Source organism: Butyrivibrio fibrisolvens (assembly GCF_023206215.1).
GTDB classification, from domain to species: domain Bacteria; phylum Bacillota; class Clostridia; order Lachnospirales; family Lachnospiraceae; genus Butyrivibrio; species Butyrivibrio fibrisolvens_C.
In genome coordinates this window covers 3990687-4016222 of record NZ_CP065800.1, presented here as the reverse complement: position 1 = coordinate 4016222, position 25536 = coordinate 3990687, and the positions used below count along the sequence as shown (strand labels likewise).

The 25536-nt window shown below is 42.2% G+C and carries 15 protein-coding genes and 3 rRNA genes; 16 read left to right on the top strand and 2 right to left on the bottom strand.

Features of this window, described 5'->3' with window-relative positions:
• Positions 1 to 286: 286 nt before the first annotated feature.
• The gene (locus I7804_RS16845) at positions 287 to 1087 is read right to left on the bottom strand and encodes a class I SAM-dependent methyltransferase (RefSeq protein ID WP_248404257.1); all 801 of its coding nucleotides are present in this window, start codon (positions 1085 to 1087) and stop codon (positions 287 to 289) included.
• 1014 nt (positions 1088 to 2101) lie between these two features.
• Here I7804_RS16845 and I7804_RS16840 point away from each other — a divergent pair.
• The 3 genes from I7804_RS16840 to I7804_RS16830 all read left to right on the top strand — a co-directional run bounded on the left by I7804_RS16840 (position 2102) and on the right by I7804_RS16830 (position 7178).
• Positions 2102 to 3646, top strand: a 16S ribosomal RNA gene (locus I7804_RS16840).
• Between the two features lie 164 nt (positions 3647 to 3810).
• A 5S ribosomal RNA gene (gene rrf / locus I7804_RS16835) occupies positions 3811 to 3928 on the top strand.
• Between the two features lie 335 nt (positions 3929 to 4263).
• Positions 4264 to 7178: ribosomal RNA gene (locus tag I7804_RS16830) — 23S ribosomal RNA — on the top strand.
• Together the 16S, 23S and 5S rRNA genes form the textbook arrangement of a ribosomal RNA operon.
• 165 nt (positions 7179 to 7343) lie before the next feature.
• Here I7804_RS16830 and I7804_RS16825 read toward each other — a convergent pair.
• A complete protein-coding gene (locus I7804_RS16825) occupies positions 7344 to 8897 on the bottom strand; it encodes an alpha-amylase family glycosyl hydrolase (protein WP_248404256.1) in 1554 nt (517 codons plus the stop codon).
• Between the two features lie 377 nt (positions 8898 to 9274).
• On the opposite strand from I7804_RS16825, the gene I7804_RS16820 reads away from it, so the two are divergent.
• The 13 genes from I7804_RS16820 to I7804_RS16760 all read left to right on the top strand — a co-directional run bounded on the left by I7804_RS16820 (position 9275) and on the right by I7804_RS16760 (position 25521).
• Complete coding sequence (locus I7804_RS16820; RefSeq protein ID WP_248404255.1) at positions 9275 to 9733, top strand: haloacid dehalogenase-like hydrolase; 459 nt, start codon at positions 9275 to 9277, stop codon at positions 9731 to 9733.
• A gap of 140 nt (positions 9734 to 9873) precedes the next feature.
• Positions 9874 to 10155 carry a hypothetical protein gene (locus I7804_RS16815; protein WP_248404254.1) on the top strand — a complete coding sequence of 94 codons (282 nt, stop codon included), beginning with the start codon at positions 9874 to 9876 and terminating at the stop codon, positions 10153 to 10155.
• A 77-nt stretch (positions 10156 to 10232) separates the two neighbouring features.
• Positions 10233 to 10970, top strand: a complete 738-nt coding sequence (locus I7804_RS16810) for an adenosylcobinamide-GDP ribazoletransferase (protein WP_248404253.1) — start codon at positions 10233 to 10235, stop codon at positions 10968 to 10970.
• A gap of 339 nt (positions 10971 to 11309) precedes the next feature.
• A complete protein-coding gene (locus I7804_RS16805) occupies positions 11310 to 12740 on the top strand; it encodes a zinc ribbon domain-containing protein (protein ID WP_248404252.1) in 1431 nt (476 codons plus the stop codon).
• 410 nt (positions 12741 to 13150) lie between these two features.
• Positions 13151 to 15343, top strand: coding sequence for an alpha-galactosidase (locus I7804_RS16800; protein ID WP_248404251.1), 2193 nt, complete (start codon positions 13151 to 13153; stop codon positions 15341 to 15343).
• 88 nt (positions 15344 to 15431) lie between these two features.
• Positions 15432 to 16460: a LacI family DNA-binding transcriptional regulator gene (locus I7804_RS16795; protein WP_022758431.1), complete on the top strand. Its 1029-nt coding sequence runs from the start codon at positions 15432 to 15434 to the stop codon at positions 16458 to 16460.
• Positions 16461 to 16723: 263 nt separating this feature from the next.
• Positions 16724 to 18169: an ABC transporter substrate-binding protein gene (locus I7804_RS16790; RefSeq protein WP_248404250.1), complete on the top strand. Its 1446-nt coding sequence runs from the start codon at positions 16724 to 16726 to the stop codon at positions 18167 to 18169.
• A 205-nt stretch (positions 18170 to 18374) separates the two neighbouring features.
• Positions 18375 to 19373: a carbohydrate ABC transporter permease gene (locus I7804_RS16785; RefSeq protein WP_022758433.1), complete on the top strand. Its 999-nt coding sequence runs from the start codon at positions 18375 to 18377 to the stop codon at positions 19371 to 19373.
• Positions 19374 to 20222: a carbohydrate ABC transporter permease gene (locus I7804_RS16780; RefSeq protein WP_022755525.1), complete on the top strand. Its 849-nt coding sequence runs from the start codon at positions 19374 to 19376 to the stop codon at positions 20220 to 20222.
• 151 nt (positions 20223 to 20373) lie between these two features.
• The gene (locus I7804_RS16775) at positions 20374 to 21633 is read left to right on the top strand and encodes an AGE family epimerase/isomerase (protein ID WP_248404249.1); all 1260 of its coding nucleotides are present in this window, start codon (positions 20374 to 20376) and stop codon (positions 21631 to 21633) included.
• A gap of 174 nt (positions 21634 to 21807) precedes the next feature.
• Positions 21808 to 22980, top strand: a complete 1173-nt coding sequence (locus tag I7804_RS16770) for a glycosidase (protein ID WP_022755523.1) — start codon at positions 21808 to 21810, stop codon at positions 22978 to 22980.
• A gap of 215 nt (positions 22981 to 23195) precedes the next feature.
• Positions 23196 to 24218 (top strand): glycoside hydrolase family 130 protein, encoded by a 1023-nt coding sequence (locus I7804_RS16765; RefSeq protein ID WP_027205091.1) that lies wholly within the window; start codon positions 23196 to 23198, stop codon positions 24216 to 24218.
• A gap of 118 nt (positions 24219 to 24336) precedes the next feature.
• Complete coding sequence (locus I7804_RS16760) at positions 24337 to 25521, top strand: SGNH/GDSL hydrolase family protein (RefSeq protein WP_248404248.1); 1185 nt, start codon at positions 24337 to 24339, stop codon at positions 25519 to 25521.
• Positions 25522 to 25536 lie beyond the last annotated feature (15 nt).

Sequence of the window (25536 nt, the reverse complement as noted above, 5' to 3'; positions counted from 1 at the left end):
TGCAAACAGCTCATTTTTGTTGTACATTTCAGGATATCCTGCTGGGATGCTTTGTGCAATTACCAAACGGAAGAAGAAGCTGTAGAAGCACTTCAAAAGGTTAATGATGCTATTGAGCAGGGCACGACTTTAATTGAATTATAATGTGTGAATCCAAACACACCATCACACAAAAAGAAGGCATTCTGTGCGAAGAACTTCTTTTTGTAGTGCGCCGCTAGGCGCACAACTAAAAAACCGGGTTAATTGAAATAGCTCAATTAACCCGGTTTTTAAGTCGGTAAAATTACTTTTTCTTAGCAACTATAAGATATCTGTGAATTGTTCCTTTGACAAAACCTTCTTTATCAATTATATCTTGCATCTTTAGAAGCTTGTCAAAACACTTCTCTACAGAAAAGTCCGGAAACTCCCATTCGATGATGCGCGCAAACCAGACAAATGCTCCTACATCGTAGAATCTGATCGGTCTGAAAGCTTCTTCGGCGCGGATGATCTCAAATCCGGCTTCTTCAAATTTCTTCTTCTGAATAGATAATTCAAGTTCCGGGAATGGCTCCGGTGTTCCGGGGAGAACTATCTCAACAAGGTCTCTGTCGTTTCTGGCGCCTACCTGCTGTGTGATGAAGAGACCGCCTGTTTTAAGGAGCCTGTGCGCCTCAACAGGATCAAAGCTTCCGTGTCTGTTGATCATTATGTCAAAAGAGTTATCGGCAAAAGGAATATCAGACTCATTGTCGCAAGGCTTAAAGTCAATTCCAAGCGGCAGGAGAGTTTTCTTGCACAGCTCCACATTTGGTGGAAATCCTTCGGTAGCAGCGGTGTTCTTATAAGGATGACCTAAAGATAAGAGGAACTCACCACCACCTGTATCAAAGTCCATAAGCTTCATGTCAGGGAGAAGATACTTGTCGATCTCAGTTTTGTAATCCCATGGAAGATCCTCTTCCTCGTCGTATCTGTCATGAATATGGGAGAAGTCCCATCCGCGGATATGAGCTATCTTTTCCTCAGCTTCCCACTCTTTTCTTAAACTGCTTATTCGATCTGCATTTATTGCCAATTCTGCATTCATTTCTGTATTCATATCTGCTCCTTTTCGAATCAATGATGTTTTTGCAAATATGTGTCAAAAGTAAAAAATGCCTTTGCTACTTTTTCTCTGTAAATTAGATCAATCATTCAATCGGTGCAGTATGTGACAGCATGTAAGGACTTTTTCTATATATAAAGTCGTATAAATAAATCAATTGATTAACCTCGGTACAACCTGCTGTCAGCATTATAACTGCACCGAGTAATTACCTCGCATTTTCAAACTAACCTCCAATGTGATCTCTGAATACCACAGCACATCACGTTTTCCAGCATATCAGAACATGAGCACCTTGTAAATAAGCGTTGTTACAGAACTAAGGGATAATTTCTATAAATACTAACTATTTAACTCAGCAAGCCATGAGTCAGATTATGAATTGTTATGGCGCAAAAAAATTATGTAATTTATGGTTAAGTCATTCAAGATTGGATCCGATAAACTATTAGCTTGTGAATGAACGTTTTTTTGTAAAAATAGTGATAAAATGGTTAAAACATCATCTATAATAAACTAAATAACGATTTATTCAAAAAATGTTTGACATCCGGCTTGTAACATCATATAATCAATTTCGCTGTCGTAAACAGCAGCTTTACCTGAGGGTCGGGAGACCGCTTATATAGCTGCAAGGATAGCAAAAAAGATTATAAAAAAGTTCTTGACAATTACAAAGCAGCGAGTTAAGATATAACACGTTGCGGCGAACGAAAGCCAAGACACAAAAGCTTGAAAGCCAGAAGGCAAGAGCTTTTGAAAGCACTTTGACAACTTAACAGTAATGCAACCCTGAAAATTCCAGTTCTTCTTTTTAAAGAAGGACAGAATGTTCAGAAGAACAAAAACCAAAAGTAAATTTTTGATGGTTTAGCCACCATCAAGCTGTTAGAAATAACAGTGGAGCAGAATTATTCTGATTAAGTCAGCATAAGTCTGAACCGGCGAACTCGGAATCACGAAGTGATTCCAAGCGAAAGAAGATCATTTATGATCTTTGTCGCATTTTAAAGTGAGAGTTCGATCCTGGCTCAGGATGAACGCTGGCGGCGTGCCTAACACATGCAAGTCGAACGGAGTTTAGCGCTGATGAAGCTTCGGCAGATTCTTGTTAAACTTAGTGGCGGACGGGTGAGTAACGCGTGGGTAACCTGCCTCATACAGGGGGATAGCAGTTGGAAACGACTGATAACACCGCATAAGCGCACAGGATCGCATGATCTAGTGTGAAAATATTTATAGGTATGAGATGGACCCGCGTCTGATTAGCTAGTTGGTGAGGTAATGGCCCACCAAGGCGACGATCAGTAGCCGGCCTGAGAGGGCGGACGGCCACATTGGGACTGAGACACGGCCCAAACTCCTACGGGAGGCAGCAGTGGGGGATATTGCACAATGGGCGAAAGCCTGATGCAGCGACGCCGCGTGAGTGAAGAAGTATTTCGGTATGTAAAGCTCTATCAGCAGGGAAGAAAGACCTCGTAAGAGGGGATGACGGTACCTGAGTAAGAAGCCCCGGCTAACTACGTGCCAGCAGCCGCGGTAATACGTAGGGGGCAAGCGTTATCCGGATTTACTGGGTGTAAAGGGAGCGTAGACGGTGTATCAAGTCTGAAGTGAAACCCCACGGCTCAACCGTGGGCTTGCTTTGGAAACTGGTAGACTAGAGTACTGGAGAGGTAAGCGGAATTCCTGGTGTAGTAGTGAAATGCGTAGATATCAGGAAGAACATCAGTGGCGAAGGCGGCTTACTGGACAGCAACTGACGTTGAGGCTCGAAGGCGTGGGGAGCAAACAGGATTAGATACCCTGGTAGTCCACGCAGTAAACGATGAATACTAGGTGTTGGGAGACATAGTCTTTCAGTGCCGGCGCTAACGCAATAAGTATTCCACCTGGGGAGTACGTTCGCAAGAATGAAACTCAAAGGAATTGACGGGGACCCGCACAAGCGGTGGAGCATGTGGTTTAATTCGAAGCAACGCGAAGAACCTTACCAGATCTTGAGATCCAGATGAATTATGGGTAATGCCATAAGACCTTCGGGACATCTGAGACAGGTGGTGCATGGTTGTCGTCAGCTCGTGTCGTGAGATGTTGGGTCAAGTCCCGCAACGAGCGCAACCCTTGTCCATAGTAGCCAGCAGTAAGATGGGCACTCTATGGAGACTGCCAGGGATAACCTGGAGGAAGGTGGGGATGACGTCAAATCATCATGCCCCTTATGATCTGGGCCACACACGTGCTACAATGTCGTAACAAAGGGAAGCAACCCTGCGAAGGTGAGCAAATCCCAAAAATAACGACCCAGTTCGGACTGTAGGCTGCAACCCGCCTGCACGAAGCTGGAATCGCTAGTAATCGCAGATCAGAATGCTGCGGTGAATACGTTCCCGGGTCTTGTACACACCGCCCGTCACACCATGGGAGTCGGAAATGCCCAAAGTCAGTGGCCTAACCGTAAGGAGGGAGCTGCCTAAGGCAGGTCGGATAACTGGGGTGAAGTCGTAACAAGGTAGCCGTAGGAGAACCTGCGGCTGGATCACCTCCTTTCTAAGGAAAATATAGAAGGAAGAAGTAGGGAGTTGCATTACTGTTTAGTTGTTAAGGTTATTTATTAACTAAAAAGCAAAGAAAAGTCTTTGAAAAATCAAGCTTGACAGGCGAAAGACTGCAGAGTAAGATATCAAAGCGCTGAACATTAACAACAAAACATTTCTGGTGGCGATGCGCTTGGGGGAAACACCCGTTCCCATCTCGAACACGACGGTTAAGACCTAAGCGGCCGAAAGTACTATACTGGTGACGGTATGGGAGGATAGGTGGCTGCCAGATTTATAAAAAAAGTTTGAATGATGATGAGAGATCAGAAAACAAAAGTCTTCCGATTTCTGATGACTGTTCAAACAGTCAGACTTAGATCGTGATCGAAGATCATGAATAAGGTAATTGTTCCTTGAAAACCGAATACTGAAATATAGATTATATCAAGATCCAAAAGATCAAAGATATGTTCTATGTCCAAACCAAAATCAAGACATCAAAAAATGATGAAGAAATTCATCAAGACCATTTCAAAAGAAATGGGTCTTATCTAACTCATATCGCTGTGAGAAAGATAAGAAGAGAATCCAGATGATCGAAAGATCAGGACTGATTCCTGCATAACAGGTTAAGTTATGTAGGGCGCAGGGCGGATGCCTTGGCACTAAGAGCCGATGAAAGACGTGATAAGCTGCGAAAAGCTGCGGGGAGAGGCAAATACTTCAAGATCCGCAGATATCTGAATGGGGCAACCTAACCAGGGAGACCCTGGTTGACCTTAACTGAATCCATAGGTTAAGGCCGGGAACCCGGTGAACTGAAACATCTAAGTAGCCGGAGGAAGAGAAAACAAAAGTGATTCCGTAAGTAGCGGCGAGCGAACGCGGAAGAGCCCAAACCGGAGAGCTTGCTTTCCGGGGTTCGGACTGCATGATCGATTCAAATCTGCTAACAGAAAGGTCCTGGAAAGACCTGCCAGAGAACGTGAAAGCCGTGTATGTGAAAGTGGAAGAGACGAGGCAGAATCCAGAGTAGGACGAGACACGTGAAACCTTGTCTGAAAGAGCGGGGACCACCCCGTAAGGCTAAATACTACTTAGTGACCGATAGCGCATAGTACCGTGAGGGAAAGGTGAAAAGGACCCCGGGAGGGGAGTGAAAGAGAACCTGAAACCCTGTGCCTGCAAGCTGCGAAAGCTCTATATACGAGTGATCGCGTACTTTTTGTAGAACGGTCCGGCGAGTTATGTATACCGGCAAGGTTAAGTGTTTAAGACACGTAAGCCGAAGGGAAACCAAGTGTGAATAGTGCGAATAGTCAGTATACATAGACCCGAAACCGGGTGATCTATCCATGGACAGGATGAAGCGGCCGTAAAAGGCTGTGGAGGTCCGAACGCACATCCGTTGAAAAGGGTGGCGATGAGCTGTGGATAGGGAGAAATTCCAATCGAACTCGGAGATAGCTGGTTCTCCCCGAAATAGCTTTAGGGCTAGCCTTGTAGCGTGCCTGTTGGAGGTAGAGCACTGAATATCCGCGGGGGCTTCACCGCTTACCAAAGATTATCAAACTGCGAATGCCAGTCAGGTTTAGCACAGGAGTCAGACTGCACGAGATAAGTTGGGCAGTCAAAAGGGAAACAGCCCAGATCTACGGCTAAGGTCCCAAAGTACGTGTTAAGTGGAAAAGGATGTGGGATTTCATAGACAGCTAGGATGTTGGCTCAGAAGCAGCCACCCATTCAAAGAGTGCGTAATAGCTCACTAGCCGAGAGGTCCTGCGCCGAAAATTACCGGGGCTAAAACACGACACCGAAGCCTAGGGATTGCTTGTATCTACGGGTATAAGTGATCGGTAGGGGAGCATTCATAAGAGCGTAGAAACTGTACCGATAAGGAGCAGCGGAGCGTTATGAAGAGAGAATGCCGGAATGAGTAGCGAGATGAGGGTGAGAATCCCTCAGGCCGAATATCCAAGGATTCCAGGGTAAAGCTGATCTGCCCTGGGGAAGTCGGGACCTAAGACGAGGCCGAAAGGCGTAGCCGATGGACAGCAGGTTGATATTCCTGCACCAGATATCATCAGAACTGTGGGGACACAGGTGATAAGGACAGCCCGGGAGAGCAGCCCGGGGCAAGCATGGCAAGAGGAAAGGGAGAAATCCCCTTTCGGGATCGAGCTGTGTGACGCGGAGCGAAATAAAGTAGTGAAGTGTCCGGAGGACCTGTCGAGAAAAGCCGCTATAGTGTGATATCTGCCCGTACCGTAAACCGACACAGGTGGATGAGGAGAGAATCCTAAGGCCGACGGAAGAAGCATTGCTAAGGAACTCGGCAAAATGTACCCGTAACTTCGGGATAAGGGTAGCCCTCATGTATGAGTATATGAGGGCCGCAGAGAAGAGGCTCAAGCAACTGTTTAGCAAAAACACAGGTCTATGCGAAACCGAAAGGTGAAGTATATGGGCTGACGCCTGCCCGGTGCTGGAAGGTTAAGAGGAGAGGTTAGAGCAATCGAAGCTTTGAATTTAAGCCCCAGTAAACGGCGGCCGTAACTATAACGGTCCTAAGGTAGCGAAATTCCTTGTCGGGTAAGTTCCGACCCGCACGAAAGGCGTAATGATTTGAGTACTGTCTCGGCAATGCATCCGGTGAAATTGAAGTGCCAGTGAAGATGCTGGCTACCCGCGCCAGGACGGAAAGACCCCATGGAGCTTTACTCCAGCTTGATACTGGGATCCGGTATTGTATGTACAGGATAGGTGGGAGGCTAAGAGATTGTGGCGTCAGCTGCAAAGGAGCCGCTGTTGGGATACCACCCTTACCGTACTGGATTTCTAACCATGGACCGTGAAACCGGTCCGGGGACAATGTCTGGCGGGGAGTTTGACTGGGGCGGTCGCCTCCGAAAGAGTATCGGAGGCGCTCAAAGGTTCCTTCAGGATGGACGGAAACCATCCGAAGAGTGCAAAGGCATAAGGGAGCCTGACTGTGACACCGACGGGTGGAACAGGTACGAAAGTAGGACTTAGTGATCCGGTGGCAGAACGTGGGATTGCCATCGCTCAACGGATAAAAGCTACCCTGGGGATAACAGGCTTATCACTCCCAAGAGTTCACATCGACGGAGTGGTTTGGCACCTCGATGTCGGCTCATCACATCCTGGGGCTGTAGCAGGTCCCAAGGGTTGGGCTGTTCGCCCATTAAAGTGGTACGCGAGCTGGGTTCAGAACGTCGTGAGACAGTTCGGTCCCTATCCGGCGCGGGCGTAGGATATCTGAGAGGAGCTGTCCTTAGTACGAGAGGACCGGGATGGACGGACCGCTGGTGTATCTGCTGCGAAGGCAATCGCATAAGGCAGGGTAGCCAAGTCTGGCAGGGATAAACGCTGAAGGCATCTAAGCGTGAAGCCCCCCTCAAGATGAGATATCCCCACGCAAGTGGTAAGACCCCTTGGAGAGTACGAGGTTGATAGGCACAAGGTGTAAGAGTGGTAACATTCTCAGCTGATGTGTACTAATAGGTCGAGGACTTAACCAAAAAAGTTAAGATAAGTTTGGAGATTCAGTGTTCGGTTTTGAAGGAATGATCAAGGCTCTGTGTGTTGCACAGAGCTTTTTTTGTGCTATAAGATAATAAAATAAGATAATAAAATATTAAAATACCCTCCTAAGATTTAGAAACTGCATCTTGGGAGGGCATTTTTTATTTAAAGATCACAAATGACTGAGGTCCCATTACAATAGAATCTCCTGATCCTGAAACAGAACCTTCGCCTATCTTATAGATAGTCTCGTTAGTCTTTTCTCCATTTAAAGGAGCAGTAACTTCTTTTTCAGAAGGATTAACTGCGACTATAAGGTTTCCTCTCTTATATACAAAAGGGAATGTCTCTTTTTCAGCATATATTACTTCAAAGCTTCCGTCTGCTTTGAGGTCATCTTCTTTATGTCTTAAAGCTATGATCTCTCTTACTGTATGGATGAGAGAGTCAGGATCGCTTTCAGCGCTTTCAACTGTTGGAGCATCAGCTGCCTTATCTACAGGAAGATAGAGCATGTCGCTTTCTGCTTCAGAGAATCCGAGGTTCTTGCCGCTGGTCCACTGCATAGGTGTTCTTGAACCTGTACGCTGGAATCCGCCTTCTTTAGTAGGCTGACCCTTAATATATTTCATTCCGATCTCGTCGCCGTAGTATAGGAATGGAACTCCCGGCATACTGAAAAAGAAGGAATAAGCTAGCTTTAGTTCTCTAATAGAAAGAGAAGCAGTCTCTCTTGGAGTATCATGATTACAGGTAAAGAAACTTATGTAGCCATTACCTTTTGTATTATTATATTTGGGAAGGTAATCATCTAAAAAGCGCATGATATCGCCGCCTGCTCCGCACTTAAAGAAGCTGTGATCACCGCCTTCTGTCTCATAGTCACGTACGAGAGTGTTATAGCCGTTATAGTGATGATCGAGATAGAAGTCCATGTCAAAATGAGCAAGATTAAGAGCTGAAGTAGGATTGCACCACTCAGATACCATAGCAGCTTCCGGATAATCTTTTGCCAGCATCTCATTGATATCAGCCCAGATAGCGCTTGTAGCAGACTTTACTTCGTCATCTTCTTTGACCAGAGAATCTGCCATATCTACGCGGAAGCCGTCGCATCCATGATCAAGCCAGAATCTCATGATATCTTTGAGAGCTTCTCTGGTAGCAAGACATGCCGGAGCGTCAGGAGCCATCTGCCAGTTTTCGGTCCTGTTAAGGAAGCCGTAGTTAAGAGCAGGCTGACACTTAAAGAAGTTGAGCATATATACGCCGTCTCTATCGCTGTCACCGGCAATATAAGGGTGATTACCTATTCCCTGCCATACAGAATTGGTCCATACATAACGGTCTGAATATTCATTTCGCTCTGGTTTAGCGCTTTGCTTAAACCATTCGTGTTCCTCTGATGTATGACCGGGAACAAGGTCAAGGAGTACATGAATGCCCTTTTCATGAGCCTTATCAAAAAGCTCATACAGATCTTCGTTGGTTCCGTATCTTGGAGCAACCTTCTTATAATCCCTTACATCATAACCGGCATCCTTGAAGGGAGAGTCGTAGCAGGGATTGATCCACAGAGCATTGCATCCAAGGCTCTTGATATAATCGAGCTTCTGGATGATTCCGTTTATATCACCGATTCCATCAGCATTAGTATCATAGAATGACTGAGGATAAATTTCATAGAAGACTGCGTCATTAAGCCACTTAGGCATAGTCACCTCTTTCTGCGCAGGCGCGCTAAATAAAATAAAAATGTAGTTAACCGCTTAAGCATTTATAATTTTAGCATGCAATTAATACTTGTAAACCGCCTCGTACAAGTTTCGTTAGAAGTTTCGCAAAAAAGATTTGATATGTAAAAAATTCTTTTATCTAAAAAGAGACGTATTATCTATACTATATGCGGATTTTTGTTTGGTATGGATGTTATAGTGGCTTGTCTTTGTTACATTCAAAGTAAATCTGCAGCGTAATGCTTATAAATAAATGTTATGAATACTTAAATATGATATACTTAGTAACAGGAAGAATTGCATAAAATTTTTTTGGCGATTCACGTATCAAAACAAAAGTTTCGTAAAGGTATACTATGGATATTAAGTACAATAGAAAAACAAAAGAAGATCTTCCGGTAGTTGCAATATGCTATGACTTTGATAAGACTCTGTCACCTGATGATATGCAGGCTCAGGGGTACATCCAGTCAGTTGGATATGATGTTGCCCAGTTCTGGAAGGACACTAATGATTTTGCAGAGCAGAATGATATGGATGTGAACCTCGCTTACATGTTCAAGATGGTTCAGGAAGCAGAAGGTAAGCTGATATTTAATAGAGACAAACTCGCTGAGTATGGCTCTAAAGTTAAGGTATTCCCTGGAGTTGAGACCTGGTTTGAAAGAATCAGGGAATACGGAAGACAAAAGGGCGTTATTGTAGAGCATTATATTATCTCTTCAGGACTTAGAGAGATGATCGAGGGAACAGCTATGGCTGATTCCTTTACAAGGATATATGCTAATTCTTTTTCTATAATGAAAAGGGAATAGCTCAGTGGCCTGCTCTTGTAGTTAACTACACTAATAAGACCCAGTTCCTGTTCAGGATTGAAAAGGGAGTTCTTGATGTTAACGATCCTGGAGTTAATGAGTTCTATAATCCGGAAGATCTTCGTGTTCCTTTCAGGAATATGGTCTATATCGGAGACAGTGATACAGATATTCCTTGCATGAGACTTGTCAATTCTCTTGGCGGACATTCAATAGGTGTTTATAACCCTGAGACCAAGGACAAGACCAAGGTCTATAAGATGATCCGTGACAACAGGATCAAGTACTTTGCAGCTGCTGATTATAATGAGGATACAGAGATAGACCTTCTTGTTAAGGCTATCATAGACAGAACAGCTATTAATGAAAAGCTTGAAGCAGAGCATGTCAAGTCTGTAGAAGAGACCAAAGCCAATATGTGAATTTTGTAATTGTCAAAATGTATAGATTCCGGTTTTTCTGAAGAAGAACCGGAATTAATATTAAGGGAGAGCAGATTATGCTTAGAAGCCTTGCTATAGCTATTTCCATGTATTCCAGAATACCAATGCCCCAGTTCGAATGGAAAGAGAAGGATATGAAGTATGCTATATGCTTCTTTCCTGCTGTTGGGCTGATTATAGGCATTATAGAATTCCTGGTTTATAGGCTTTATAAAAGCTTTTATATAAGCGCTGAGCTTGGGACCTGCCTGTTTATAGCTGTTCCGCTGATCATTACAGGTGGTATACATGCTGATGGATTTATAGATACTTCAGATGCTTTCAGCTCTTATAAGTCAAAAGAAGAAAAGCTTACTATATTAAAAGACCCACATGTTGGAGCATTTGGAATCATCAGGTTTGCAACGATGCTGCTTTTATATTATGGCTTTACATATGAAGCGTTTTTAGCATGTACCAAGAGGCAGTTTGCATGTATTTTTATTTCATTTATCCTGGCAAGATCGCTTAGCGGACTTGCTGCTGTTACAATTCAGAATGCCAGAAAAGGTGGGACACTGCAGAGCTTTGTCAAGGATTCCAATAGGAATATGGCTGCAGGAATTCTGGTCTTTCAGGCAGTCGTTTTGCTTATTTTGATGCTTTTTATAAACTGGAAGACTGCGATTGGATTCGCAGTATGTTCTCTTTTATGTATATCTATTATATACATAAAGCTTTCAAGCAGCTTGGTGGCATTACCGGAGATCTGGAGGGCTGGTATTTGTGCATTCAGGAGTTTGCATATATGGTAACTGCACTGATAGTGTGGCATATTTCTATGATGTTTATATGAAAATATTTGTTTTGGTATATAGATTTTTTTGGAAAAAAGTGCATAGCTATTATTTCAGCTTTTTAGATACTCGAACTTCCCACTTGGTGATACTGCGCCGACCAAGTGGGAAGTTTGATTTAGATATTAAAAGTCTTGCTATGATACAAGATGATAATTACATATAGATGCATTCTATCTGATAAAAATGATTGTTCGTCAATTTTATGTTTGATTTAAGGTATTATGAGTTATAATAAAAGACAAGGTGTCTAAAGTCATAAAATAATATGCATTCACAATAAAAGGAGATTATAGTATGAAAAAGAAAAACGCTCAAAATCCGCAGCAGTTTCAGGCTGCACCACCCAAGAGGGGGATGAGACTATCAACGATAATTGATGTATTCATGTTCATCACAGGAATACTTCTTACAGTGATGTTCTTCCTTCCTGTTTATAAGGACACAGTAAGCTACAATAAAGATTTCTTCAAGCTTGATAACCTGCTTGGATTCTTCCCTGACAATGCAGCTTCTTATTTCGGTCTTGCAGGAAAATTCCTTGATGATCGTAATGTAGCTGTTACAGTCATGATCTTTGCATTCATGTTTGTAATGCCTATACTTCTTGCAGTACTTACATTCCCTAAGCTTAGAAAGCTTTCCGGACTTGCGATCATCCCGATCATCGTACTTGTAAGCGGACAGTTCTTCTTTGGCGCAGGATTTGTCATCGAGCAGAAGGCTCTTGAACTTGCACCTATCGGATTCTGCTACAGCGTACTTATATTCCAGCTTCCTGCGTTGTATATCATTTATATAATCCAGTCAATCATCGAAGCTGGCAGACTTAAAAAAGAATTAAAGAATGCTCCAAATATGGGCGCTCCTGCACCTGCATTTGGACAGCCTATGGGTGGACAGCAGTTCGGACCACAGGGTGGATTCCAGCCTATGAATGATCAGCAGTTTGGACCACAGGGTGGCTTTGGACAGCCTGCAAATGACCAGCAGTTTGGACCACAGGGTGGCTTTGGACAGCCTGCAAATGATCAGCAGTTTGGACCACAGGGCGGCTTTGGACAGCCGGTTAACGACCAGCAGTTTGCTCCACAGGGCGGATTTGCACAGCCTGCAAACGATCAGCAGTTTGGACCACAGAACGGATTTGCACAGCCTACAGCTGATCAGCAGTATGGAATGCCTCAGGAACAGTTCCAGCAGGCACCTGCATTTGAACAGCCACAGAACAATTCATTTGCAGAAGCTCCTGTAAATGAGATTCCTGCACCATCCTATTTTGAACAGGCACCTGTTAATGAGGCTTCTTCATTTGATAATGCTGCAGAAGCTGCTCAGAATGCTACTGAGAACTTTGAAGAAGTTAATGAGACAGCCGGTGCTGCATCAGAGGCTGTTGATAACGGATCTGATAATGCATTTGATAATTCATCCGAGAACGAAGCTGATAATTCTTTTGGTAATGTTTCTGATGATTCTTCAGAAAATGTAGCTGGAAGTACCACAGAGTTTGAATCACAGGCGCCTGTAGCTGAAACTTCCAATACAGCTCCTTCTTATGCAGAGCCAGCTCCTGAAGCTACTCCTGAACCGGCTCCTTTCACAGCACCTGCACAGGAAGCTCAGGAACCTGTTAAGATGCAGCCGGCATTTTGCCAGCACTGCGGTGCTAAACTTGAACAGGGCGCACTTTTCTGCATGCAGTGCGGCGCTCCGATCAAGGCATGATAGGGAGTGCAGATTTACGAATGGAAGATTAAGTTATTGTATAAAAACTAGTAATAAAGCCTTTCGCCAGGTCTTTCAACTTTGGCGGAAGGCTTTATATTTTTGTTTGTTATGAAAATAGTACTGCCGCAGTATATAGATGTATATTGCGGCATTTTTTTGCAAAAAAGCAAAAATCAATAAAAAGAAAGCAAGAAGATAGTAAAATTACTATTGAAATTTAGCTAAAATTAGTTAAAATCAAGTTAATAAAATATGATATGCTAATTTGAAAATTAGCTGAGCCTGTTTTAGGAATATTTAGATATCAGGTTGTTTGCATACAGACAAAGCATATTTACTCAGTACAGTTATTATTCAAAAAGGTATTTACTAAGTACAGTTATTATTCAAAAATGGAAGGGGCTTTTATGGACATCAAGTATTTAGAAAAAGACAGACTATTTGTTTTGGAAACCGATAATACAAGCTATGTTATGGCAGTATTGGGAGAGGAGGGGCTTCTTGGACATCTGTATTTTGGAGACAGGATAGAAGCAGGCGATGCTGCATATCTTATTGGATTTCCACAGAATCAGGATATTCCTACGCCTACTATGCGTGACAGAAGTTCTTTTCTGGATATATATCCATTTGAATATGCATCAAGTAATGTTGGAGATTACAGGAAGAGCGCTGTAGATATAACAGAGCATAACGGACACACATCACTTCTTCTGTGTTATGAGTCTCATCAGATATTTAAGGGCAAGAAGAAGCTTGAAGGCCTTCCTGCCACTTTTGGAACAAATGATGATTCCATGACTCTTGAAATAGTGCTTCGCGATAAGGTAGTGGGTCTTAAGGCAGTCCTTTCTTACAGCATCTTTGAAGGTCTTGATACTGTCATCAGATCTGTAAGGCTTGAGAATGATTCTGACAATGATTTGTTTATAGATAAAGTGATGTCCATGACTATGGATATGGATCAGGAGGATTATAAGCTTCTGACACTTCACGGATCCTGGGCTCGTGAGAGAATGATGGACTTTAGGGAGATAGGATATGGACAGACTTCTATAGAATCTTTTAGAGGTGAGTCTTCTCATCAGTTCCAGCCTTTTATGGCGCTTGTCCAAAATGGCGATTCTCAGGATACAGGTAAGGTATATGGATTTTCTTTGGTCTACTCTGGTAATTTTGAGGCAGGTGTATGCAAGGATCAGTTTGACAGTCTCAGACTTTATATGGGTATAGGTTCTAAGAACTTTAGATGGAAACTTGAAAGCGGCGCATCTTTCCAGGCTCCTGAAGTTGTACTTACATATTCATCAGAGGGTCTTGGCCATATGACCAGAACTCTTCATGATCTGTATAGGGCTCATCTTATCAGAAGTAAGTACAAAGATATGGAGCGTCCGATACTTATCAATAACTGGGAAGCTACATATTTTGACTTCGATTCGGACAAGCTCCTTGCAATTGCAAGGCAGGCCCATGAGAGCGGAATCGAGATGCTGGTCATGGATGATGGCTGGTTTGGCGAAAGAAATGATGACAACTCAAGCCTTGGTGACTGGTATGTCAATGAGAACAAATTAAAGGGCGGGCTTAAAAAGCTTGTGGATGATGTCAATGCTATAGGCATGAAGTTTGGAATCTGGATGGAGCCTGAGATGATATCACCAAAGTCAAAGCTCTTTGAAGCTCACCCGGACTGGGCTATTCAGATCCCGGGAAGAGAGCCTTGCAGAAGCCGTAACCAGTACGTTCTTGACCTTACAAGGAAAGAGGTTCGTGACTATATATATAGCAGGATCAAGGAAATCCTTGAAAGTGCTAATATAGAGTATCTTAAGTGGGATATGAACAGGCAGCTGTGTGATCTTGGATCATATGATCTTGCAAGCGATAAGCAGGGAGAGCTCAGTCACAGATATATGCTGGCTGTATATGAACTTCAGGAAAGACTTATAACAGATTTTCCTGACCTTCTCTTAGAGAACTGTTCAGGAGGCGGAGCAAGATTTGATGCAGGTATGCTCTACTACAGCCCTCAGATCTGGTGTTCTGACGATACAGATGCTATAGAGAGACTTAAGATTCAGGAAGGCACAAGTCTTATTTTCCCTCTTAGTACTATGGGAGCTCATGTATCAGACTGCCCTAATCATACAGTTGGAAGGACTACGCCTTTTAAGACAAGAGGAGATGTGGCCCTTGCAGGAACTTTCGGATATGAGCTTGATATCACAAGGATTCCTGAAAGTGACAGGCAGGATATCCCTCGTCAGGTTGAGACTTATCATAAGTATAATCATCTTGTAAGAGGCGGAGACTATTACAGACTTTCATCCTATCAGAGGAATCACGAGATGGATGCATATATGGTCGTAAGTAAGGATAAGAAAGAAGCGCTTGTAACTTATGTGCAAGTGATCGCAAGACCTAATCCTGCAAGACGTGTATTAAAGCTTAAAGGACTTCTTCCGGATGCTGTTTATGAGATTGAGGGAAGTGATATCAAGGTTAAAGGAGCCACATTGGAAAAAGCTGGAATCGTACTTCCAAAACTTCCCGGAGATCATCAGTCACAGCTTATACATCTAGTGGCTGTAGCTTAGGCTTATTCGTAGTTTAGTGATTGAATGCTAATCATATACTTGGTAAAAGCAGAGTTTGAATAAATACAATTATCAGGAGATTTGATCTATGTCTAAGAAAATAACAATGTCGGATATCGCCAAGGAACTTGGAATAAGTACTGTAACTGTATCCAAGGCTCTGTCAGGGCAAAAGGGCGTTGGAGAACAGATGCGTCAGAGAATCATAGAAATTGCCAATGAAAGAGGCTATCAAAAGTCAGTATCTATTGAAGCCAATGAAAGCTATAAGATAGGAGTTCTTATAGGTTCAAGATACGTTGGTAATATTGACTCTTTTTACGGGCATATGTATCAGATTTTCTCTGCCAAAGCGGCTAAGATAGGCTCTTTTACCATGCTGGAGATACTAAGCGATGATGATGAGAAGAACCTGGTATATCCCAAGATAATAGGTGATGGCAATGTCGATGCTGTAGTTATAATGGGGGCTCTTGGCGAAGAGTATCTTAATATGCTTGATGAAAAGCTTGGAACCCCCACCTTCTATATGGACTTTACTGATAGAAAACATAAAAAAGATTCTGTAATATCAGGCAGTTTCTATGGCTCGTATATTCTGACCAATTATCTTTTTGATAAAGGACATACCCAGATAGGATATGTAGGTACTGTCCTGTCGACGCCTTCTATAACAGACAGATATCTTGGATATGTCAGAGCTATGATGGAACATGGTATTGATATCAAAAAGGAATGGATCTTAAATGACAGAAGCATCAACAATGACAAGGTGGATATTGAGAACAATCTGGTGCTTCCTAAAGGTAAGCTCCCTACAGCTTTTGTATGTAACTGCGACTTAACTGCCAATGTGTTCATGCAATATCTTAAGGTTAAGGGATATAAGGTACCTGAAGATATATCTATTGTTGGTTATGATGACTTCCTCTTTGCAGACGTGTCATCCATAGGCATCACCACTTACAAGGTTGATATGGATGAGATGGTCAAGAGAACACTTAAGAGGATAACCCACGTACTTAGAGGTGAGAAGTACCGCGGCGGACTTAGTATCGTAGAGGGCTACCTTATAGAACGAGACAGTGTCAAAGACCTTAACAGAAGCAAGAAATGACCCCTTTACCTCCGCCCCTAGGGGTCATTTTAGCTAATTAGCTAAAAACTCAAAAAGCCACACAATTCCAAAAAGCTGTCAACTACGCCGATTGATGTAAACTAGAGCGATTTGCAATAGGAAATATATCCTAAAAGCAAGTCGCTCTTTTTGTTTATTAAGTAGAAGTTAATTAAAATATTAGCTAAAATATTGATTAATAAAAATAAAACTATAAAATATTAATTAGCTAAAAACTATATTGAATTTTTAAGGAGGACATTATGAAACAAAAAAGATTATTGGCACTTCTGACAGCTATGACTATGACGGCTTCTCTTATGGGATGTTCAGGTGCTTCTAATGAAGGCTCTGGAGCAGATGATACCACAGGCAGCACTGCAGCTGATACAACAGGCTCATCTACTGATACAGGTAGTGACGCTGTAACATCCGGTGATGGAAGCGGACTTTCTTACACTTCTTTAAATCTGGATGATTATACAGATCTTACAGCTTCCATTAAGTTCCTTCATCACAAGACAGACCGTCAGGAAGATGGAACTATGGATTCAATGATCGCTGCTTTTAATGAGAAGTTCCCTAACATAACAGTAACTACAGAAGCTGTTACAGACTATGCTGAGGATGCACTTCTTCGTCTTTCTACAGGTGACTGGGGCGATGTCATGTTTATCCCTGCAGTTGATAAGACAGATCTTTCTACATATTTTATGCCTCTTGATACACTTGATAACCTGTCACAGGAGCTTAACTTTGTAGATGCATGGGAGTTTGGTGGTAACTGCTATGGTATTCCATATATGGCCAATGCTCAGGGAGTTCTTTATAACAAGAGTGTATTCGAGGCGGCAGGTATTAGCGATCTTCCGACAACTCCTGATGAACTCATAGCTGATCTTCAGCTTATTAAGGACAATACAGATGCTATACCTCTTTATACTAACTATGCTGCAGGCTGGACTATGGGTGCCTGGGATGCATATGTTGGAATCGTATCAAACGGCGACAACACTTACATGAACCAGAAGCTCGTTCATACAGCTGAGCCATTTACAAATCCCGGAGACGGAACAGGCGCTTACAGCGTATACAAGATCCTGTATGATGCAGTAGAACAGGGACTTATCGAAGATGACTATACAACAACTGACTGGGAAGGCTGCAAAGGCATGCTCAACAGAGGTGAGATCGGTGTCATGGTACTTGGATCATGGGCATATGCTCAGATGCAGGAAGCAGGAGATAAGCCTGAAGATGTTGGATACATGCCATTCCCTATCACAGTTAATGGTACACAGTATGTAAGCGCAGGTGGCGACTACAACTATGGTATCAATGTTAACTCATCAGATGAGAACAAGCTTGCATCACTTGTATTTGTAAAGTGGATGGTTGAAGAGTCGAACTGGTGCTACAACGAAGGCGGCTACACAGTAGTTAAGGGAGGCGAGAATCCTGAGATGTATGCTGCATTTGATGGATGTGAAGTTCTTTCAGATCAGCCTGCACTTTCAGGTGAAGAGACATTCCTTAATGATATGAATGCAGAGTCTGAGCTTTCTATCAATGCGGGCGGCAATGACAAGGTTCAGAGAATCGTAGAGGCAGCAGCTACAGGTTCAGAGAGCTTTGATGATATCATGGCTGACTGGAATCAGAAGTGGCAGGATGCTCAGGAAGAGCTTGAAATTGAAGTGCTCTATTAAATATATTGATCGTACTGAGCTGACCTTTGATCATTACGTCATATAAATATGTTACTTATATTCTCATAAAAAATATAAAACCCTTTTTATAAATCTTATTATTTTCCAGGCCGGGGGGTGATCTTCCCCCGGCTCTATCTTTCAGTGCAGGTGCGCACATATATCACTTTAGGTTTATAGAACAAGTCTGGATGGAGTTTAGATTATGAAAAAAAAGAGGACATTTAAACAATGGCTAAGTAGCAGAGACGGGCAGAAAGTTCTTGTAATGTTCGCATTTATGGTTGTTCCGCTGCTTCTTTTGTTTGTTTTTACATATCTGCCTTTTGGCAAGATGTTTAGTTTTAGTTTTTACAACATGAAATATGTCGGAGATAGGAAGTTTGTTGGTTTTAAGAACTATCTCAAAGTATTTGAAAGAGACGACTGCTTTGGAGCATTGAAGCTTAGTTTGTACTATATGCTGGGTTCTGTTGTTCAGCTGGTTCTTGCTTTATATCTTGCAACTATACTCAGCTTTAAGGTTAAGGGAGGCAATATTTTCAAGGGCTTTATGTTTTTTCCCTTCCTGATAAATGGTATTGCTATCGGCTTTATCTTCAAGTTTTTCTATACAAGGGGATTCGTATTCGATACAGTCCTTCAGTGGTGCGGTTTCAATCTTGATAACCTGCCTTACTGGCTCAAAGATCAGAGCATCAATAACTTCTCGCTGGTGGGAACATCCGTATGGAGATACTTTGGTCAGAATATGGTCCTGTTCATAGGTGCGATCATGTCTGTCGATGCAGAACTCTATGAAGCTGCAATGCTTGATGGAGCTAATAGATTCCAGCAGTTCAGGTATATCATCATGCCAAGTATCAAGACGATCATAACACTTAACGTGATTCTCTCCATCACAGGTTCACTTAGTGCCTTCGAGCCGCCTTTTGTTATCACAGACGGTGCCAATGGTACAGGAACATACTTTATCGTAATGCATCAGATCGCTCATACTCAGCAGAAGGTTGGTCTTGCATCTGCTATGGCTATCGTCCTTCTTATCATCATATTTATAGTGACGATCCTGCAGAAACTCTTCTTTAAATATGTATTCAGGAATGCAGAGGACGAGGATCCCAGGGCAGCAAGGAAAAGAGAAAAAGCCATCGCAAGAAGTATCAAAAGACATTCCGGTAATGTAAGTGCGGGAGGAAGATAAATGAACGTGATCTATAAACTGGGAAGAAATATCCTGACCTTTTTAAAATATCTATCGCTTGTATTCTTTTCATTTGCAGCGGTACTTCCTGTAGTATCCTGTTTCATCACAGCTTTTAAGACTGATCAGGAATACCAGACAACCAATGTAATGACTATGCCAGCTAACTGGTTTAACTTTGACAATTTCGTGCAGGCTTTTCAAAAAGCAAACATGGGCAGAGCATTTATAAACTCAACAATCATACTGATCTGCGTACTCTTTTTCTCAGTAATGATAGGAACTCAGCTTGCTTATGTCCTTAACAGGTTCAAGTTCTTTGGCAATACTATCATAAGAGCGCTGTTCTTGTTTGCATCCCAGCTTCCCGGAGTTGCTATGCAGATCGCCGTATACGAGATCATGTACAAGCTTGGATTCATCAATTCACTTGTCGGATACATCATCATGATGTGCGGTACAGATATCATATCGATATACATATACATCCAGTTTTTTGAGAATATCGACTATTCGCTTGATGAATCTGCGATCATAGACGGAGCCAATTACTTCACTATCTTCTATAAAGTGCTGTTCCCTCTGTTAAAGCCTGCTATAGTTACAAGTTGTATATTAAAAGGCGTAGGAACATACAATGAGTATTATTGCGCCAGCCTGTATCTTCAGGACAAGAACAGATACGCAACTGTCGCAACCTCCCTGTATACCTTCGTAGGACCTCTTGGAAGTAAATATAACCTTATATGCGCAGGCGTTATCATATCACTTCTTCCTGCACTTATAGTATTCATCCTGTGCCAGAAGCAGATATATTCCGGACTTACAGCGGGAGCGGTTAAGGGGTAAAAACCAGAATAAGTTTCAAAAAGTAAAATAACAAAATGGACTTAGATAATTAAAAAGCTAACTATGAAGGACTTAGAAAAAAGGTAACATAAAAAGGCAAAGATAAAGTCCCTAAAAAATAAAGTCCAATAAAAATAAAGAAGGAAATACGATGGTAGATAGAATAAGACAGCATCTGACACATGACATCATTCCTTTCTGGAAGAGCCTTAGAGATGATGAATACGGCGGATATTACGGATTTCTTGACTATGATCACAACCTGGACCGTAAAGCTGTGAAAGGATGCATATTAAACAGTAGGATCTTATGGTTTTTCTCAAGTGCATATACTCTTTTAAAGGATGAATCACTTCTTGATGAGGCTCGTCATGCTTATGAATTCATGACAGAGCATTGCATAGACAAGACCTATGGCGGGATCTACTGGTCCATGACCTATGAAGGGGATGTGTTTGATGCTACCAAGCATACATACAATCAGGCTTTTGCCATATATGCGCTGTCAGCATATTTTGAAGCATCCAGAGACGTAAGAGCTCTAGACCTTGCTGAGGAACTTTTTAACTTAATTGAGACTAAATGTAAGGATAAAATTGGTTATAAAGAAGCATCCAATGAGAAGTTTATTGAAGCTAAAAATGATAAACTATCTGAAAACGGAGTTATGGCTGACAGGACTATGAACACACTTCTTCATGTTCTGGAAGCATACACAGAGCTTTACAGAGTTGGAAGAGATATTAAGGTAAAAAAGTGTCTTGAGGACATCCTAAGCTTATGGGCTGATAAGATTTATAATCCAGAGCTAAAAAGGCAGGAAGTTTTCTTCGATAATAATTACAGGTCACTAATAGATCTGCATAGCTATGGACATGATATCGAAACCTCATGGCTTATAGACAGGGCAGTGGAAGTTATTGATGAAGACCACAAGCTTTGTGACAGGATACAGCCTATAACCAAGGCCCTCTGCGATAAGATCTATGAAGTAGCTTTTGACGGACATTCTCTTGCCTATGAGAATGACAGAGGCAAGGTCAATACAGGAAGAGTCTGGTGGGTTCAGGCTGAGACTGTAGTAGGCTTTATAAATGCTTATCAGAAGTCAGGAGAGCTTGATACTAAATATCTTGACGCGGCTAAAAACTGCCTTGATTTTATATTCGATCACGTCGTTGATAGAAGGACTGACTTTGTAACAGGTAGCCTGGATGCAGATGATAAACTGTCAGGCAAGGCTCATAACGGCGGAGATAGTGAGATATCCTCAATAATAAAAGGCACAGAGTGGTACTACGAGGTTACGCAGGATGGCGATCCTGTTAAGAATCTTCCAATAGTAGAGCCTTGGAAGTGCCCCTATCACAACGGCAGGATGTGCATCGAGATTATAAGAAGGATGCAATAGATGCAAAAGGCAGATAAGCAAATATAGACGGTTGTAATAGCTGCCAAAAGTTGGATCAGTGAATAAAGACGGATCTTCGACAGACAATGTCTTTGAAAAGTTAGATCTTTCAAAAGAAAAGATCAGAAAAGGATATCCGCGCTGCCGGATTCAAATACATTCAAGGAGAAAGTTATGATACACGAAAAATATTATGAACTTCTCAAAGAGCAGGAAGAACTGATTAATAGACCTAATAAAAAGAGTTCTTTTTATAACGGGATCTATGACAGATATGAATATCCTGTTCTTACAAGAGAACATGCACCTATCTTCTGGAGATATGACTTAAACAAAGAGACCAATCCATATTTTATGGAAAGACTTGGTATTAACGCAGTCATGAACTCAGGTGCCATATATCTTAACGGCAAGTACTACCTTGTAGCAAGAGTAGAAGGTGCTGACAGAAAGTCTTTTTTTGCAGTAGCAGAGAGTGATAAGGGAACAGAGGGCTTTAAGTTCTGGGATTATCCGGTAGTCCTTCCTGATACTGTGGCAGATGAGACCAATGTATATGATATGAGACTTACCCAGCACGAAGACGGCTATATCTACGGAGTATTCTGCTCTGAGTCCAAGGATACTACAAGTAGCGATCTCTCTGCAGCTGTAGCTCAGGCAGGAATAGTCAGAACCAAGGATCTAAAGACCTGGGAGAGACTTCCTAACCTTGTGACAAAGCGCTCACCTCAGCAGAGGAACGTGGTCCTTCATCCAGAATTTGTAGAGGGCAAGTATGCATTCTATACAAGACCTATGGACGACTTCATAGAAACAGGATCAGGAAGCGGTATAGGATTTGGACTGTGCGAGGATATAGAACATCCTGTTATCGATGAAGAGAAGATGACCAGCATCAGAAGATATCATCAGATAACTGAAGCTAAAAACGGAGCAGGTGCTGTGCCTATTAAGACAGATAGGGGCTGGATCCACATAGCACACGGCGTAAGGAATACGGCAGCAGGTCTTAGATATGTCATCTACGCATTTGCAACAGATCTTCATGACCCGTCCAAAGTCATCGCTGAGCCGTCTGGCCTTCTCATAGGACCAAGACAGGGAGAGAGAGTCGGAGATGTCAGCAATGTAGTATTCACTAATGGCGCTATTGTTAATGAGAAAAATGAAGTATATATCTACTACGCTTCATCTGATACAAGACTTCACGTTGCTACAACTACAATTGATAAGCTTATCGACTATGTATTCAATACGCCTCAGGATCCGGGCAGAAGCCCTGACTGTGTGAAGCAAAGATGCGGACTTATAAGCGAGAATTTAAAGCTACTTGGTAAGGAATGAATGGAACAGTGAATATCTATACAAAAGAAAATATAGATTAGAGATATAGATTGTATATAGAGATCATATACAAATCAAATATATAGATTATATATAAATCAGATATATAGATCATAAATATATATTATATATTCTAAGTATAGATAATAAATTTATATCGATAATATAGATAGAAATACAAAGATGATATACGAGTAAAAAAGGAGACAGATACCATGTCAAAATATAAAATGATCAGTGAACCATTAAAAAACATCCCATGGCAGGAAGGACCTGAAAAGTTCGACGGTGCACCTGTTTGGAGATACAAAGAGAACCCTATTATAAATAGGAACCCTATTCCGGGTGTTGCACGTATTTTTAACAGTGCTGTTATGCCTTATGAAGGCAAGTTCATTGGAGTATTCAGAGGAGAGCAGACCAACGGTATCCCTTATATATACCTTGGACATAGCGAAGATGCAATTCACTGGGATTTTGAAACCAATAAGATCCCATTCGTAGACAAGGATGGCAATCCTTTCATGCCAAGATATGCTTATGATCCAAGACTTGTTAAGGTTGAGGATACCTACTATATCATCTGGTGCCAGGATTTCTACGGCGCATCTATCGGCATGGCTAAAACCAAGGATTTCAAGACTTTCGAAAGACTTGAAAACCCATTCATTCCTTTTAACAGAAATGCAGTTCTTTTCCCAAGGAAAATAAATGGAAAGTTCATGCTGCTCTCAAGACCATCTGACAGCGGACATACACCATTTGGCGATATCTTCCTGTCAGAGAGCCCTGACATGGAATACTGGGGACACCACAGACATGTTATGGAGAGATCTCCTGAGTGGTGGGAATCAGTTAAGATCGGCGGAGGCGCAGCTCCTATCGAGACTTCAGAAGGCTGGCTTATGTTCTATCACGGCGTTAGCAGCACCTGCAACGGTTTCGTATATTCTATCGGCGCAGCAATCCTTGATATCGACAACCCTTCTAAAGTTAAGTACCGCTGTGAGACATTCATCTTAACTCCTGAAGAGTGGTATGAGGAGAGAGGCTTTGTTCCTAACGTATGCTTCCCTTGTGCTACACTTCATGACAGCGAGACAGGCAGGATCGCTATCTACTACGGCGCTGCAGACAGCTACGTAGCACTTGCGTTTACTAGACTTGACGATATCATTGATTATGTCAAAGAGCATTCTGTAGTTCGTGAAAGCGACACAGAGCTTGGAATAAGATAAGGCTTAAGTCAAAAGAGTCTTTTGATGCCATACGATGATTGGATTGTTACGTTTTTTGAAAATCGCACAATTCTTACGTCATCAGATTATAATCTTAGATTGAGATAAGGATGATCCAATGATTACATTTGATAAAGAAAATGCCATAGCAGATCATGGCGATACCAAAAGAATGCGCAGGCTTTTTGAAAAGCTTGAAGAAGGCAGGAATGTAACAATATGCTTCCTTGGGGGATCCATAACTCAGGGAAGCCTTTCATCAAAACCTACTACCTGCTATGCCTATAAAGTATACGAATGGTTCAAGGGGAGGTTCCCTAAAGCTGACATAGAGTATGTAAATGCAGGAGTAGGCGGTACTACTTCAGTATTTGGCGCAGCAAGAGCTGACAGAGATGTACTCTCATATGATCCTGATCTTGTAGTTGTAGAGTTCTCTGTCAATGACGAGTGCAATGAATATTTCATGGAAAGCTATGAAGGCCTTATAAGAAAGCTTTTATATAGTAAGAGCGAACCCGCTGTTATATGCCTTTACAATTTTTTCTATGAAAATGGTAAAACAGCTCAAAGGCTTCATTCCAAAGTAGCAAGGCACTATCGTCTCCCTGCGGCATCAATGCAGGGTGCTATCTATCAGGATATATTAAGCGGCAAGATAGAAGATATAGCGTTATTATCTCCTGACGGACTTCATCCCAATGATGAAGGACATGATCTTGTAAGCCGCGTTGTTATAAACCTCGTGCAGAGTATATACGAAGAATACAGTGAGAGTAGCTATAATGCAGGCATGGTATCAGATGATGGTGAATCTGGTAATGAAAGTGCTGATAACAACGTAACCGGGACTTGCTATGCTCCTTCGCCGCTTACCGCAAACTCTTTTGAATCAGCCAGAAGGCTTGATAACAGAGACTACGAACCTGTCCTTCAGGGCTTTGATACTGATACAACGCCTCAAACCTGCGTTGCTGACTGCTTCAAGAACGGATGGCTGGGGAAGTCTAAGGGTGATAAGATCATCTTCGATCTAAGCGGCGAGTACGAGTGTACAGGTATAGCAGTTCAGTATGCTAAGACTATGAAGCGTCCTGCACCTGTTGTAGAAGTAAGAGTAGACGATGAGAGCTATGTGATTGACAGCGCTTTTGACGAGACCTGGGGAGATCTTCTTGATATCAGACAGCTCTTTGTACATAGAGATAAGAAGCCCAGGAAGTTTGAAATCGAAGTAATAGATGATAAAAATGGAAAAGCTGTTCCATTTAACCTGGTTTCGATTATAATAACTATGCAGTGATTTTGATTATTTGTA